Below are 14,208 nucleotides of genomic sequence, written 5' to 3' on the forward strand. Positions count from 1 at the left end.
TTTCCGCTGACACCCCCGGCCCCTGTGGGAGCTGGCCTGCCGGCGATGGCGGCCTGACAGCCGACCAGTTTTTTGCTGATGCCCCCGGCCCCTGTGGGAGCGAGACCGCCTTACCGGCGAAGACGGTCTTTCAGGCGATGAAGGCCTAGACCTTGGCACTCACCTCGCTGCGATTGACCAACGCCTCCAGCGCGTCACTCAAACTCGCTGCCTTGTCGCCAACCAACAGGTGCCAGACGCCACCCTCCAATTGACTGACCCCCTGGCAACCCAGCGCCTTCAAATCGCACTCCGAGAGCGCCTTGCCATCCGCCAGTTGCAAACGAATCCGGGTCATGGCCACGCAATCCATCTGCAGCACGTTTTCTCCGCCACCCAGCGCATTCAGCCATTGCTGTGCTTCCGGCGTCGTCACTGCAGCCGGTGCAGGCGCGTCGATGACAGCCGGCGGCGTAGACACCAGCGCGCGGCCCAGCGCCGGCATCGCCAAGCGGATCTCGTCAGCAATGCTGTCGGCCATCGGCCCGACGACCACCTGCAAACTCCCGCCCTTGCCCGGACGCACCACGGCCATCGCCCCCAGTGCTTTCAACTCTGCATCGTTGGCCTTGTTGCGATCCACCATGTCCAGCCGCAGTCGCGTGGTGCAGGCACCCACGGTGATCAGGTTCTGTGCGCCGCCCAGCGCCTTGATATAAGCCCCGGCCCGCTCGTTTTCCGCCACCGCCGCTCTCTCGGCGGTAGCGACCTCTTCACGCCCCGGGGTCTTCAAGTTGAAGCGACGAATACAGAAATCAAACACCACGTAGTAGATCACTGCATAGGCCAGTCCCACCGGGATCACCAACCAACCGTTGGTGGACCTGCCCCAACCGAGAATCATGTCGATGAAGCCGCCGGAGAAGGTGAAGCCGAGGTGAATGTTCAGTGCGTTGGTGACGGCCATCGACAGCCCCGTCAGAAGCGCATGTAGCAGGTACAACAGCGGCGCGAGGAACATGAAGGCGAATTCGATCGGTTCGGTCACGCCGGTCAGGAAAGACGTCAGCGCCATCGAAAGGAAGATCCCGCCCATGACCTTGCGCCGCTCCGGCAGGGCGTTGCGGTACATCGCCAGGCATGCGGCGGGCAGGCCGAAGATCATCATCGGGAACATGCCGGTCATGAACTGGCCGCCTTTTGGGTCGCCGGCGAAGTAGCGCGACAGGTCGCCGGTGATGACTGCGCCTGTGGTCGGGTCGGTGAAGTTGCCGAAGACGAACCACGCCATGTTGTTAAGGATGTGGTGCAGCCCGGTGATGATCAACAGGCGGTTGAACACGCCGAAGACGAAGGCGCCGAAGCTGCCGCTCTCCATCATCAAGGTGCCGAAGCTGTTGATGCCGTGCTGGATCGGTGGCCAGATCAATCCGAACACCACGCCCAGGCCGACAGCGGCGAACCCGGTGACAATTGGCACGAAACGCCGACCACCGAAGAACGCCAGGTATTCCGGGAGCTTGATGTCCTTGAAACGGTTGTACAGCGCGCCCGCCATCAAGCCGCTGACGATCCCGGCGAGCATGCCCATGTTGATGCTCGCGTCGAGCACCTTGAGGGTGGAGATCATCACCAGGTAGCCAATCACCCCGGCGAGGCCGGCGGTGCCGTTGTTGTCCTTGGCGAAACCGACCGCGATGCCGATGGCGAAGATCATCGCCAGGTTGGCGAAGATGACCTGGCCGGCGTCGTGGATGATCGCGATGTTCAGCAGGTCGGTGTCGCCCAGTCGCAGCAACAGGCCGGCGATCGGCAGGATCGCGATCGGCAGCATCAGCGCGCGGCCGAGGCGTTGCAGGCCTTCGATGAAATATTGGTACATGGCGGATCTCCCCGGATTCTTTTTGTTGTTGTTCAGCTCAGAGGCCATTGCTGGTGACAGGCGTGACGCACAGCCGCGGCGCTGCTCAGCTTGAGCAGGCTTTGGCTGATGCGTCGGCATTCGGCGACGTCGAGGTGACGGACGCGGTCCTTGATTTCGCCGACCTGCACCGGGCTGACCGACAGTTCGCTGACGCCCAGGCCAATCAGGACCGGCGTGGCCAGCGGATCGGAGGCAAGCGCGCCACACACGCCGACCCAACGCTTATGCAGCGCCGCACCGGCGCAGGTCTGGGCGATCAACCGCAGCAGCGCCGGGTGCATCGCGTCGACGCGGGACGCGAGGCCGGCGTGGTCGCGGTCCATGGCCAGGGTGTATTGCGACAGGTCATTGGTGCCGATGGACAGGAAGTCGGCGTGCTCGGCCAATTGCTCGGCCAGCAACGCAGCGGCCGGGACTTCGATCATCACCCCCAGCTGCGGGCGTTCACTCACACCGAGTTCAGAGCACAAGGCGTCGAGGCGCTGGCGGATGTGCAGCAGTTCCTCGACTTCGGTGATCATCGGCAGCAGGATCCGGCAGCGCGACAGCGGGCTGACGTGCAGCAGCGCACGCAGTTGCTGATCGAGGATTTCCGGGCGGACCTGCGCCAGACGGATACCGCGCAGACCGAGCACCGGATTGGCTTCGATGGGGAGCGGCAGGTAGTCGAGTTGCTTGTCGCCACCCACGTCGATGGTGCGGATGATCACCGACTTTTCGCCCATGGCGTCGAGCACGGCTTGATAGGCGCTGCGCTGTTCTTCTTCGTCCGGTGCGGTGTTGCGATCCACAAACAGAAACTCGGTACGCAGCAGGCCGACGCCATCGGCGCCATGGGCCAACGCATCGGCAGCTTCAGCGCTGGAAGCGACATTGGCGGCGACTTCAATGTGCAAGCCGTCTAGGGTCAGTGCCGGGTGATGTGCCTGGGTTTGTTGCTCGGCGCGGCGCTGCTGATGGTCGAGTTGTGCCTGACGCACTTGCGACAAACGCTCGGCGGTCGGCAACAGTTCCAGGCGACCGCTGTCGGCATCCAGCACCACCGCTTGCCCCTGTTGCTGATCCAGCAGCGTCGAACCCAGCGCGACCATGCACGGCAAGCCTTTGCCGCGAGCGAGAATCGCCACGTGGGACGTCGCGCCGCCCTCGGCCATGCACAACCCGGCGACACCTTGCTGGCTCAGTTGCAACAGGTCGGACGGGGTCAGTTCATGGGCGGCGACGATGGCGCCGGCTGGTACGTCGTAGTGCCAGGTCTCGCCGAGCAAGGCGCGCAGCACTCGTTGCTTGAGGTCGCGCAGGTCGTTGGCACGTTCGGCCAGCAGCGGACTGCCGAGTTGCGCCAGCACCTCGCATTGCTGGTCGATCGACTGGCTCCAGGCGTGCGTCGCGGCCATGCCCCGGTCGATGGAGGCGTTCGCCGCATCCAGCAGCGCCGGGTCTTCGAGCAGCGCGAGGTGGGCGGCGAAGATCGCTTCTTCGTCGATGTGTTTGTGCTTTTTGGCTTGGGCCAGGGTGCTGCCGATTTCGCTGCGTACGGCGGTCAGCGCGGTATCGAGGGCGTGCAGTTGTTGTGCGGGGTCGTGGCTGCCGGCATCCATCGGCAGGCTGATGGCGTTCAAGCGAAACAATGGCCCGCTGACCAGGCCGGCAGCGGCGCAGACACCGTGCAGCACACCCGCTTCAGCCGTCCGGTTGTGTCGGGTAACCGGTGCTGGCGCGACCGCGTGAGGGGCTTCGGCCAGCGCCGTGGATAACGCGATCAACAAGGCTTGCAGCGCCGCTTCGGCGTCCGTGCCCTGGCAGCTGACCTGCACTTCATCCTGCTCGCCGACGGCCAGGCCCATCAGCCCGATCAGGCTGTCGCAGATCGCCGATTTACCGGCGAAGTGCAGCTGCGATTTGCTTTTGAAACCCTGAGCGGTCTGGCGAATCAGCGCTGCCGGGCGAGCGTGGAGACCGCCGCGATGCGCGATACGAATGTGGCCGACAAACGTTTCCCCGGACAGGTCCGCTTCAGCCTGCGCACCCGACGCCTGCCGACGAATGATGTGCAGCAATGGCTCGCCGACTTTCACTGATTTCAGCGTGATCGGCCTGGCCTGGAAGTCCTGGCTGTTGGTGAGGATCATCAGGCTGACGAGGCTTTTGCATTGCTGCGCGACCCTGTCCAGGTCATAGCGCAACAGCGGTTGGCCATTGCTGACCCGTGCGCCTTCCTTGACCAGCATCGAGAACCCTTCGCCCTGCAACTCGACGGTGTCGAGGCCCAGGTGCAGTAGCAGTTCGGCACCGTTGTCGGCGCGCAAGGTGATGGCGTGGCCGGTGCGGGCGACGTGCACCACCACGCCAGCGCATGGCGCATGAAGGGTGTCGTTCAGCGGATCGATGGCGATGCCGTCGCCCATGGCGCCGCTGGCGAACACCGGGTCCGGGACTTTGGCGAGCGTGAGCACCGGGCCGCTGAGCGGGGCGCTGAGGGTCAGCTCTTTATTATTGTTGTGCATGGCTCGGTCTCATTAAAAATTCAGTTCGGATCAACGCGGTCCCTGTTGGAGCCGAACTTGCTCGCGAAGGCGGCATTCCAGCCGCCGGTAAAGCATCGGATGTACCAACGCCTTCGCGAGCAAGCTCGGCTCCTACAGGGTTATGCATTCGCCATCAAATCAATGCGTGCGCGTGACTTTACTCAGGTGCCGTGGCTGATCCGGGTCCATGCCTCGCGCCACCGCCAAACCGGCGGCCATGACATAGAAACTCTGGATCGCCAGAATCGGGTCAAGGGCCGGGTGCTCGGCGCGGGTCAGGGTGAGGTCGCGTTCGGCGATGTCATCCGGTGCGGCCAGCAACACACGGGCGCCGCGTTGGCGCATGTCGGCGGCGAGGCTGAGCAAGCCCGCCTGTTCGGCGCCGCGCGGGGCGAACACCAGCAACGGATAGTTCTCGTTGATCAACGCCATCGGCCCATGACGGACTTCGGCACTGCTGAAGGCTTCAGCCTGGATCGCCGAGGTTTCCTTGAATTTGAGCGCCGCTTCCTGGGCGATGGCAAAACCGGCGCCCCGGCCGATCACCATCAGACGCTGGCAATCGCGCAGTGCATCGATGGCGAGGCTCCAGTCCTGTCGGACGGCATCGCGCAGACCTTCCGGCAGCGCAAGGCCGGCTTCCAGCAATTCCTCGTCTTGTTTCCAGTGCGCGATGAGGCGGGCGCTGGCACTGAGGGTGGCGATAAAACTCTTGGTCGCGGCGACGCTGCTTTCCGTCCCCGCGCACAGCGGCAGGCTGAACTCACACGCGGCTTCCAGCGGCGAGCTCTCGGCGTTGACCATGGAAATGCTCAAGGCGCCGCGCTTGCGCAGCAAACGCAGGCTGTTGACCAGATCGGGACTTTGCCCGGATTGGGAGAAGGCGAACGCCACCTGCCCGCTGACCTTCAAGGGCGCTTGCTGCATGGTCACCACCGACATCGGCATCGACGCCACGGGAATCCCGAGTTGCTGCATGGTCAGGTAGGCGAAGTAACTGGCGGCATGGTCGGAGCTGCCGCGAGCGACAGTCATCGCCACTTGCGGCGGCTGGCGGCGCAGGCGGCCGGCGATCTCGATCATCTGCGGGTCGAGCTGCTGCAATTGCGCTTGCACGGCTTCGAACGAGGACAGCGCCTCTTCAAGCATTTTTGAAGTCAATGTCTTCTCCTTCGACCATGACGGCGGTCAGTGTGAGTGAGCGATCAAGCCGCACGCAGTCGGCCCAGGCGCCGGGTTGCAGGCGCCCGCGTTCGGGGATGCCGAGGTAATCGGCGGGGAATTGCGAAAGACGCTGCGAGGCCTCGCTGATCGGCAAACCGATCTTCACCAGATTGCGCAGGGCCTGATCCATGGTCAGCGTGCTGCCGGCCAGAGTGCCGTCGGGCAAGCGCACGCCGCCCAGGCATTTGGTCACGGTGTGGCTGCCGAGTTTGTATTCACCGTCGGGCATGCCGGCGGCGGCGGTGGAATCGGTGACGCAATACAGGCATGGGATCGAACGCAGGGCCACGCGCATCGCGCCGGGGTGCACGTGCAGCAGGTCCGGAATCAGTTCCGCATATTTGGCATGGGCGAGCGCCGCGCCGACGATGCCGGGTTCGCGGTGATGGAGCGGGCTCATGGCGTTGTAGAGGTGGGTGAAGCTGGTCGCGCCGGCATTCAGCGCCGCCACGCCTTCCTCGTAGCTGCCGAGGGTGTGGCCGATCTGCATGCGCACGCCGCGCGCGCTGAGGGCGCGGATCAAGGCGTCATGGCCGGCGATTTCCGGGGCAATGGTGATGACGCGGATCGGCGCCAGCGCCAGGTATTCTTCGACTTCGGCCATCAACGCGGTATGGGCGAAATTCGGCTGGGCGCCGAGTTTTCCGGGGTTGATGTATGGGCCTTCCAAATGCACGCCGAGCACCCGGGCGCTGCCGCCGGGGCGTCGCTCACAGAATTCGCCGACGGCTTTGAGCACGCTCGAAATCTCTTCGCTTGGCGCGGTCATGGTGGTCGCCAGCAACGAAGTCGTGCCGAAACGCACGTGGGTTCGGGTGATGGTTTCGAAGGCGGCCGCGCCTTCCATGATGTCTTTGCCGCCGCCGCCGTGAACGTGCAGGTCGATGAAACCCGGCAGCAGGTAAGGCAGGTCGTTGTCTGCCGGATCACAGGGCACGCCTTCAATCGACACGACCTTGCCGTGTTCGTGAATCAGCCGGCCGCGTATCCAGCCGCCGGCGGTGAGGATGTTGTCTTCGGACATGATGGGGTCTCGGTTTTAGCAGCGAAGCTCTTATCTACGAAGCTCTTTATCTACGAAGCTCTGCGACAAAGTCGTAGTAGTCGTTGCGGCAATAGGTGTCGGTGACTTCGATCGGTGTGTTGTCTTCGAGGTAGCCGACCCGGGTCATCAGCAACATGGCGGTGCCGGGAGCGATGCCGACCAGCGCGGCGAATTCGTCCGAGGCGTTGATCGCCTGAATGTGCTGCAAGGCGCGGACGATCGGTTTGCCGATGCCGTCGAGGTATTCGTAAAGGGAGTCGCCCACTGCTTGCGGCCTGGGAATGATTGAGGCGGGCAGGGTGCTCATTTCGATGGCCATCACGGTGTCGTCGGCTTTGCGCAGGCGTTTGAGCCGCGCCACCTTGTCGTTCGGCGAGAGGCCGAGGCGGATCAGTTCTTCGTGGGTCGGCGGGGTGATTTCACGTTCCAGCCATTGCGAGCCGGGGACGAAGCCCTTGAGCCGCAACATCTCGCTGAACCCCGAAAGACGCGACAGCGGTTGTTCCAGGCGTGGCGTGATGAACGTACCGGAACCCTGGTTGCGGCGGATCAAGCCTTGTTCGAACAGCACTTCCAGCGCCTTGCGAGCGGTGACGCGGGAGATGCCCAGCAATTCGCTGAGGTTGCGTTCCGACGGCATCGCCTGCTCGGCTTTCCACTGGCCGGCATGGATCGCCGCTTCCAGATTGCGCGCCAGTTGCAGGTACAGCGGCGTGGGCTGGGTGTCGTCAGGACGGAGTGCCTGGAGGTCGTTCATGTGGGGTGTCCGATGCGGATATTGGAGTGTTGTCGCCCGGTAGTGCAGCGAAAACTAATACCACTTAAATACCATGTCAATGCCAGTACTTTGCTGTTGGCGTGGGAAAGCCTGCCCCGTTGTGCGGCGTAAACACGCTTCGGTTTCAAGTGGTATTAGAGGTGGGGATTTTGAAAGCAAAGATCGCAGCGTGCAGCAGCGCCTGTAGAGGAAATTGGTATCTCCCCGTCAGGCGCTGTCGCAGGCAGCGATCTTCTGAATTTATTTTTCGAAGGCGACCGAAGGTAGCGGTCAGGCACGCAGTTAAAGGGCGGGGAATAGCTTTTGTGGCGAGGGAGCTTGCTCCCGCTGGACTGCGAAGCAGGCCCAAATTCTGTCTGACACCGCATTCTCTGATTTTAGGGCCGCTTCGCAGCCCAGCGGGAGCAAGCTCCCTCGCCACAGGGTTACGGGCGGATTTCGATCATCGTGCCGTCCGGCACCAAACCCCAGACCTCGCGCATGTCCATGTTGCGCATGGCGATGCAGCCGTCGGTCCAGTCCAGGGTGTGGAACAGGTTTTCCGGGTAGTCATAGGTGTCGGGGGTGCCGTGGATCATGATCATGCCGCCAGGCTCGACACCTTCGCGCCGGGCGCGGGCAGAGTCGCTGACGTTCGGATAAGAAATGTGCATCGCCAGGTTGAAGCGGTCACTGACCTTGCGCCAGTCCACCCAGTAAAAACCCTCGGGCGTGCGCTTGTCGCCTTCCATCAGCTTCGCGCCCCTGGGCTGCTTGCCCAGGGAAATGCGGTAGGTTCGCAGCGGTTTGCCGTCGGCGATCAATTGCAGTTGATGGGCGGATTTGAGCACCAGTACTTTTTCGATGGGTTTGCCATCCAGGGTGACCACGGTGGAGGCCTGGGACACGACAGCGAACGACAGGCAAAACAGGGCAAGCAACCAGCGCATTGAAACGATATCCCTAGGAGTGTCGCGACGATTTAATAGTTATAGGTGGTTTTACTGACAGGCGCTTCAGGTGATGGCAGGCTGCGCAAGCGGCTGGATCGACTCGGACCGCACGGGGTAGACCTCGGTCCGCCGGTCAGTGAAGAAGCATTCTAAGGTACGGCCCACCGTGCGGAAAGCCAGGTCGGACCACGGGATGTCGGCTTCGTCGAAAAGTGCCACTTCCAGGCTCTCGGGGCCGGCGGAAAAATCCAGGTCCACCAGTTCGGCGCGAAAGAACACATGCACCTGACTGATGTGCGGCACGTCGATCAACGTATAGATGCTCAGGTTGCGCACCCGCGCACAGGCTTCTTCAGCCGTTTCGCGAATGGCCGCCTGCTCGATGGTTTCGCCGTTCTCCATGAAACCGGCGGGCAGGGTCCAGTAGCCGAGCCGTGGCTCGATGGCGCGTCGGCACAGCAACACTTTCGAGCCCCAGGTCGCCACGCAGCCGGCGACGATATTGGGGTTCTGGTAGTGAATGGCGTGACAGCTGTCACAGACAAAACGCAGACGCGAATCGCCTTCCGGAATGCGTTGGGTCACCGGGTTGCCGCACTGACTGCAAAATTTCATGCTTGGGTTCCTGAATGCTGCGCCTATCTTGGCGTGCGGCGGTGTCTGTCGGCAAGTTGTCGTTTCGCGACACGCGGCAGTTCGGGGGTTGGGCGGTCGGTGTGATTGGTGCATGATGCGAGGTAGAGAATAAATCGAGAAGACTCATGCTGGACGAGCTACTGCATCGAGTAAGCAACCACACCCCACGCACACTGGAAACCGACAAGCGTTTCCCTGAGGCCGCGGTACTGGTGCCCATCACTCGCAGTGATGAACCGGAACTGGTTCTGACCCTGCGCGCCAGCGGGCTCTCGACCCATGGCGGTGAAGTCGCCTTCCCTGGCGGACGACGGGACCCCGAAGACCCGGACCTGATTTTCACCGCGCTACGTGAGGCCGAAGAAGAAATAGGCCTGCCGCCCGGGCTGGTCGAAGTGATCGGCCCGCTGAGCCCGCTGATCTCCCTGCACGGCATCAAGGTCACGCCTTATGTCGGCGTGATTCCGGATTTCGTCGAGTACCGGGCCAATGATGCCGAGATCGCAGCCGTGTTCAGCGTGCCCCTGGAATTCTTCCGCAAGGACCCGCGCGAACATACCCATCGCATCGATTACCAGGGGCGTAGCTGGTACGTACCGAGTTACCGTTATGGTGAGTACAAGATCTGGGGCCTGACGGCGATCATGATCGTCGAGTTGATCAACCTGCTCTATGACGCCAGAATCAGCCTGCACCAGCCTCCCAAGAGTTTTATCAACACCTGAAGCCATCGTTCGTATGGCGTGAGATCGCGGCTGCCTGAGCCTTGAGGACTACACGATGAAATACCGCCTGGGCGATGCCCGTGTCGAGACCCATCCGCAGAGCTGGGTCGCCCCAAACGCCGTGCTGGTGGGCAAGGTCAAACTGGAAGAGGGCGCCAACGTCTGGTTCAACGCGGTGCTGCGTGGCGACAACGAACTGATCCTGATCGGCAAGAACAGCAACGTTCAGGACGGCACCGTGATGCACACCGACATGGGCTACCCGCTGACCATCGGCACTGGCGTGACCATCGGTCACAACGCCATGCTTCATGGCTGCACCGTCGGTGATTACAGCCTGATCGGCATTAACGCGGTGATCCTCAACGGCGCGAAGATCGGCAAGAACTGCATCATCGGCGCCAACTCGCTGATCGGTGAGGGCAAGGAAATTCCGGACGGTTCGCTGGTCATGGGCTCGCCGGGCAAGGTTGTTCGTGAGCTGACCGAGCCGCAAAAGAGGATGCTGGAGGCCAGCGCTGCGCACTATGTGCATAACTCGCAGCGTTACGCCCGCGATCTGGTCGAGCAGGAAGAATGAGCACGCCAGAACGTCCGGTCCTGTCGCCCTGCGTGAATATCTGTGCGCTGGACGACGATGACATTTGCACCGGGTGTCAGCGCACAGTGGAAGAGATCACGCGCTGGAGCCGGATGGACAACGAAGAGCGCCGCAAGGTGTTGGGGTTGTGTCATGAGCGGGCGAAATCGAGTGGATTGCTCTGGATGCTGCCTTCCAGATCCGATTCCTGAGCTTTTGTGGCTGATGAGTTATTTGTGGCGAGGGAGCTCCCGCTGGGCTGCGAAGCAGCCCCAAACTGACAGATCGTTGTTTTATCTGACACACCGCAACCACCGACTTCAGGGCCGCTGCGCGACCCAGCGGGAGCAAGCTCCCTCGCCACAGGTTATTTGTAAACCAAAGATAAAGTAATCTGTGCGCCAAATTGACAGGTATCCCCACGCCCCATGCTCTTCCTGATCGCCTACATCTGCAGCGTCGTGCTGATCAACTACGCCTTCTCCACCGCGCCACACCTGGACATCATCTGGTCCGCCTGGGGCGGTTTGGTGTTTGTGCTGCGCGACATGGTGCAAACCCGCTTCGGCCATGGCGCGATCGCGGCCATGCTGGCGGCGCTGGTGCTGTCGTACGTCACATCCGATCCTTCCATCGCCCTGGCCAGCGCCACGGCGTTCGCCGTGTCCGAGTGCATCGACTGGCTGGTGTTCAGTGTCACCAAACGTCCGCTGCACGACCGCCTGTGGATAAGTTCGGCCCTGAGCATTCCCCTCGATACCTTCATCTTCTTCGGCATGATCGACGCCTTCACCCCGGCCGTGATTCTCACCGCCATGGGCTCGAAGTTCGCCGGCGTCACGGCCGTATGGCTGATCATGGCGTGGCGCTTGCGCAAACAGGCCGTCGCCAGCTGAAGCCAAACCCTCAGGTTCATGTAAAATGCCGCGCTTTCTCCCCATGGGAAGCGCGCGAGTAGCGTGTACGGCCAGTTCGTTAGTTCAAGTTCGGATGCAGGAAGCTCATAGCCAAGGCGCTGTGACGAGTCATAGCTCGCTATGGCGAGGAACAGCAACGCAGGATATGGGCTTCATGCGCCGAAATTGACTAACAGAACTGGCCACACACGCTACTTTCCTGCATCCCTCGATGATCCGCTCCTTTGAGGACCTGAGATGACCCGTATCGGAACTCCATTGTCGCCAACCGCGACCCGCGTATTGATGTGTGGCTGTGGTGAGTTGGGCAAGGAAGTGGTGATCGAGCTGCAACGCCTGGGCGTTGAAGTGATTGCCGTGGATCGCTACGCCAACGCGCCGGCCATGCAAGTGGCTCATCGCAGCCACGTGATCAACATGCTCGACGGCGCCGCCCTGCGTGCGGTGATCGAAGCCGAGAAGCCGCATTTCATCGTGCCGGAAATCGAAGCCATCGCCACCGCGACCCTGGTCGAACTGGAAGCCGAAGGCTTCACCGTGATCCCGACCGCGCGTGCCGCGCAGCTGACCATGAACCGTGAAGGCATCCGTCGTCTGGCCGCCGAAGAGCTGGACCTGCCGACCTCGCCGTACCACTTCGCCGACACGTTCGAGGATTACAGCAAGGCCGTTCAGGACCTGGGTTTCCCGTGCGTGGTCAAGCCAGTGATGAGTTCGTCGGGCAAAGGCCAGAGCCTGCTGCGCAGCGCCGATGATGTGAAAACCGCGTGGGAGTATGCGCAAGAAGGCGGCCGCGCCGGTAAAGGTCGCGTGATCATCGAAGGTTTCATCGACTTCGACTACGAAATCACTCTGCTGACCGTGCGTCACGTCGGCGGTACCACGTTCTGCGCGCCGGTCGGTCACCGTCAGGAGAAGGGCGACTATCAGGAATCCTGGCAGCCGCAAGCCATGAGCCCGGTTGCCTTGGCGGAATCCGAGCGCGTGGCCAAAGCGGTCACTGAAGCCTTGGGCGGTCGTGGTCTGTTTGGTGTCGAGCTGTTCATCAAAGGCGATCAGGTGTGGTTCAGCGAAGTTTCACCGCGTCCGCATGACACCGGCCTGGTGACCCTGATTTCTCAGGACCTGTCGCAATTCGCGCTGCACGCGCGGGCTATTCTGGGCCTGCCGATTCCGTTGATCCGTCAGTTTGGGCCATCGGCTTCGGCGGTGATCCTGGTGGAAGGGCAATCGACCCAGACCGCTTTCGCCAACCTGGGCGCTGCGTTGAGCGAGCCGGATACGGCGTTGCGTCTGTTTGGCAAGCCTGAGGTGAATGGTCAGCGGCGGATGGGTGTGGCGTTGGCGCGGGATGAGTCGATTGAAACGGCTCGCGCTAAAGCAACCCGTGCTTCTCAGGCTGTTGTTGTAGAGCTGTAAACCGCGGCGCGGCAATCGCTAGCAGGCTAGCTCCCACAGGGTTATTGGTTGGTCACAGATTTTGTGTACACCCAATTTCCATGTGGGAGCCAGCCTGCTGGCGATGCTTCTGATTCAGGCAACCCGATTCAAATCGTTATGCCGCGTCTCTTTCAGGCACAGCACCGCAATCAAACTCAGCACCGCCGCCCCCGACACATACCCGCCGACATAACTCAAACCGCCCATCGCCACCAGCTTCTGCGCGAAGAACGGCGCCGCCGAGGCTCCGACAATACCGCCCAGGTTGTAGGCCGCTGACGCGCCGGTATAGCGCACGTGTGTCGGAAACAGCTCCGGCAGCAGCGCACCCATCGGTGCGAACGTCACGCCCATTAGAAACAACTCGATGCACAGGAACAGCGCCACGCCCCAGGTCGAACCCTGGGTCAGCAGCGGCTCCATCAAGAACCCGGACAGAATCGCCAGCACGCCACCGATGATTAGCACCGGTTTGCGCCCATAACGGTCACTGGCCCAGGCCGACAACGGCGTCGCGGCGGCCATGAACAGCACGGCGAAGCACAGCAGCGCGAGGAAGGTTTCGCGGGTGTAGCCGAGCGTCGACACACCGTAACTCAGCGAAAACACCGTCGAGATGTAGAAAAGCGCGTAGCACACCACCATCGACCCGGCACCCAGCAACACCGGCATCCAGTATTGGCTGAACAGCTCGACCAGCGGGATCTTCACCCTTTCCTGACGCGCCATGGCATTGGCGAACACTGGCGTTTCGTGCAGCTTGAGGCGCACGTACAGGCCGACCATCACCAGCGCGGCGCTGAGCAGGAACGGAATCCGCCAGCCCCACGAGCGGAACTGTTCGTCGTCCAATGTCATCGCCAGCGTCAGGAACAAACCGTTGGCGGCGAGAAAGCCAATCGAAGGGCCGAGCTGCGGAAACATGCCGAACCAGGCGCGTTTGCCCTTGGGTGCATTCTCCGTCGCCAGCAATGCCGCGCCGCCCCATTCGCCGCCCAGTCCCAAACCCTGGCCGAAGCGCAGCACACAAAGCAGGATCGGCGCCCAGGCCCCGATGGCGTCGTAACCCGGCAGCACGCCGATCAGCGTGGTGCACACGCCCATCAGCAGCAAGGAGGCGACCAGGGTCGATTTGCGCCCGATGCGGTCACCGAAGTGGCCGAACAGCGCCGAGCCTAACGGCCGAGCGAGAAAGGCGATGCCGAAGGTGAGAAACGCCGAGAGCATCTGGGCGGTGCCGGAGGTCTGCGGAAAGAACACCGGACCGATCACCAGCGCCGCGGCAGTGGCATACACGTAGAAGTCGTAGAACTCGATGGCGGTGCCGATGAAACTCGCAGTGGCCACACGGGTGGCGGAGTTCGTCGGTTGCGCTGGCGTGGTTTCGGTATAAGTCGTGCTGGTCGTCATGCGGTTATCCCTGACAGTCATGTGCCCCAGTGGAGCGAATTATTATGGTCGAACACCCAGGGATGTGGGTTTGAAGCGGGGTGCGGGTAG

The 14,208-nt window shown here is 62.2% G+C and carries 13 protein-coding genes; 5 read left to right on the plus strand and 8 right to left on the minus strand.

Annotated features, from left to right (window positions below):
• Window positions 1-145: 145 nt before the first annotated feature.
• From nagE to KJF94_RS02125, 7 genes are all read right to left on the minus strand, one after another.
• Window positions 146-1,861 (minus strand): N-acetylglucosamine-specific PTS transporter subunit IIBC, encoded by a 1,716-nt coding sequence (gene nagE / locus KJF94_RS02095; protein WP_214380843.1) that lies wholly within the window; start codon window positions 1,859-1,861, stop codon window positions 146-148.
• 32 nt (window positions 1,862-1,893) lie between these two features.
• A complete protein-coding gene (gene ptsP / locus KJF94_RS02100) occupies window positions 1,894-4,410 on the minus strand; it encodes a phosphoenolpyruvate--protein phosphotransferase (RefSeq protein ID WP_214380844.1) in 2,517 nt (838 codons plus the stop codon).
• Window positions 4,411-4,569: 159 nt separating this feature from the next.
• Window positions 4,570-5,592: an SIS domain-containing protein gene (locus KJF94_RS02105; RefSeq protein WP_214380845.1), complete on the minus strand. Its 1,023-nt coding sequence runs from the start codon at window positions 5,590-5,592 to the stop codon at window positions 4,570-4,572.
• Window positions 5,573-6,679 carry an N-acetylglucosamine-6-phosphate deacetylase gene (gene nagA / locus KJF94_RS02110; protein ID WP_214380846.1) on the minus strand — a complete coding sequence of 369 codons (1,107 nt, stop codon included), beginning with the start codon at window positions 6,677-6,679 and terminating at the stop codon, window positions 5,573-5,575. The genes KJF94_RS02105 and nagA overlap by 20 nt, the downstream gene beginning before the upstream one ends.
• A gap of 46 nt (window positions 6,680-6,725) precedes the next feature.
• Complete coding sequence (locus tag KJF94_RS02115) at window positions 6,726-7,457, minus strand: GntR family transcriptional regulator (RefSeq protein ID WP_214380847.1); 732 nt, start codon at window positions 7,455-7,457, stop codon at window positions 6,726-6,728.
• 446 nt (window positions 7,458-7,903) lie between these two features.
• Window positions 7,904-8,407 (minus strand): L,D-transpeptidase family protein, encoded by a 504-nt coding sequence (locus KJF94_RS02120; RefSeq protein WP_214380848.1) that lies wholly within the window; start codon window positions 8,405-8,407, stop codon window positions 7,904-7,906.
• Between the two features lie 66 nt (window positions 8,408-8,473).
• Window positions 8,474-9,025 carry an NUDIX hydrolase gene (locus KJF94_RS02125; protein WP_214380849.1) on the minus strand — a complete coding sequence of 184 codons (552 nt, stop codon included), beginning with the start codon at window positions 9,023-9,025 and terminating at the stop codon, window positions 8,474-8,476.
• Between the two features lie 146 nt (window positions 9,026-9,171).
• Between KJF94_RS02125 and KJF94_RS02130 the strand changes: the two genes are divergently transcribed.
• The 5 genes from KJF94_RS02130 to purT all read left to right on the plus strand — a co-directional run bounded on the left by KJF94_RS02130 (window position 9,172) and on the right by purT (window position 12,687).
• Window positions 9,172-9,771: a CoA pyrophosphatase gene (locus KJF94_RS02130; protein ID WP_214380851.1), complete on the plus strand. Its 600-nt coding sequence runs from the start codon at window positions 9,172-9,174 to the stop codon at window positions 9,769-9,771.
• Window positions 9,772-9,826: 55 nt separating this feature from the next.
• Window positions 9,827-10,351 carry a gamma carbonic anhydrase family protein gene (locus tag KJF94_RS02135; RefSeq protein ID WP_214380853.1) on the plus strand — a complete coding sequence of 175 codons (525 nt, stop codon included), beginning with the start codon at window positions 9,827-9,829 and terminating at the stop codon, window positions 10,349-10,351.
• Window positions 10,348-10,563 carry a DUF1289 domain-containing protein gene (locus KJF94_RS02140; RefSeq protein WP_214380854.1) on the plus strand — a complete coding sequence of 72 codons (216 nt, stop codon included), beginning with the start codon at window positions 10,348-10,350 and terminating at the stop codon, window positions 10,561-10,563. The genes KJF94_RS02135 and KJF94_RS02140 overlap by 4 nt, the downstream gene beginning before the upstream one ends.
• Before the next feature lie 216 nt (window positions 10,564-10,779).
• Entirely contained in the window at window positions 10,780-11,247 is a 468-nt protein-coding gene (locus KJF94_RS02145) for a VUT family protein (RefSeq protein ID WP_214380856.1), read from the plus strand.
• Window positions 11,248-11,505: 258 nt separating this feature from the next.
• Complete coding sequence (gene purT, locus KJF94_RS02150; protein ID WP_214380858.1) at window positions 11,506-12,687, plus strand: formate-dependent phosphoribosylglycinamide formyltransferase; 1,182 nt, start codon at window positions 11,506-11,508, stop codon at window positions 12,685-12,687.
• 114 nt (window positions 12,688-12,801) lie between these two features.
• Here purT and KJF94_RS02155 read toward each other — a convergent pair whose 3' ends face one another.
• On the minus strand, window positions 12,802-14,118 hold the full coding sequence (locus tag KJF94_RS02155) for an MFS transporter (RefSeq protein ID WP_214380860.1): 1,317 nt from the start codon (window positions 14,116-14,118) through the stop codon (window positions 12,802-12,804).
• Between the last annotated feature and the right edge of the window lie 90 nt (window positions 14,119-14,208).

This window comes from Pseudomonas hormoni (assembly GCF_018502625.1).
In the GTDB taxonomy this organism is placed as follows: domain Bacteria; phylum Pseudomonadota; class Gammaproteobacteria; order Pseudomonadales; family Pseudomonadaceae; genus Aquipseudomonas; species Aquipseudomonas hormoni.

Excerpts from the sequence above, each read along its gene's own strand:
- KJF94_RS02120 (WP_214380848.1), bottom strand. The coding sequence starts at position 8,407 with ATGCGCTGGTTGCTTGCCCTGTTTTGCCTGTCGTTCGCTGTCGTGTCC.
- KJF94_RS02135 (WP_214380853.1), top strand. The coding sequence starts at position 9,827 with ATGAAATACCGCCTGGGCGATGCCCGTGTCGAGACCCATCCGCAGAGC.
- KJF94_RS02115 (WP_214380847.1), bottom strand. The coding sequence starts at position 7,457 with ATGAACGACCTCCAGGCACTCCGTCCTGACGACACCCAGCCCACGCCG.
- KJF94_RS02125 (WP_214380849.1), bottom strand. The coding sequence starts at position 9,025 with ATGAAATTTTGCAGTCAGTGCGGCAACCCGGTGACCCAACGCATTCCG.
- KJF94_RS02130 (WP_214380851.1), top strand. The coding sequence starts at position 9,172 with ATGCTGGACGAGCTACTGCATCGAGTAAGCAACCACACCCCACGCACA.
- purT (WP_214380858.1), top strand. The coding sequence starts at position 11,506 with ATGACCCGTATCGGAACTCCATTGTCGCCAACCGCGACCCGCGTATTG.
- ptsP (WP_214380844.1), bottom strand. The coding sequence starts at position 4,410 with ATGCACAACAATAATAAAGAGCTGACCCTCAGCGCCCCGCTCAGCGGC.
- KJF94_RS02155 (WP_214380860.1), bottom strand. The coding sequence starts at position 14,118 with ATGACGACCAGCACGACTTATACCGAAACCACGCCAGCGCAACCGACG.
- nagA (WP_214380846.1), bottom strand. The coding sequence starts at position 6,679 with ATGTCCGAAGACAACATCCTCACCGCCGGCGGCTGGATACGCGGCCGG.
- nagE (WP_214380843.1), bottom strand. The coding sequence starts at position 1,861 with ATGTACCAATATTTCATCGAAGGCCTGCAACGCCTCGGCCGCGCGCTG.
- KJF94_RS02140 (WP_214380854.1), top strand. The coding sequence starts at position 10,348 with ATGAGCACGCCAGAACGTCCGGTCCTGTCGCCCTGCGTGAATATCTGT.
- KJF94_RS02145 (WP_214380856.1), top strand. The coding sequence starts at position 10,780 with ATGCTCTTCCTGATCGCCTACATCTGCAGCGTCGTGCTGATCAACTAC.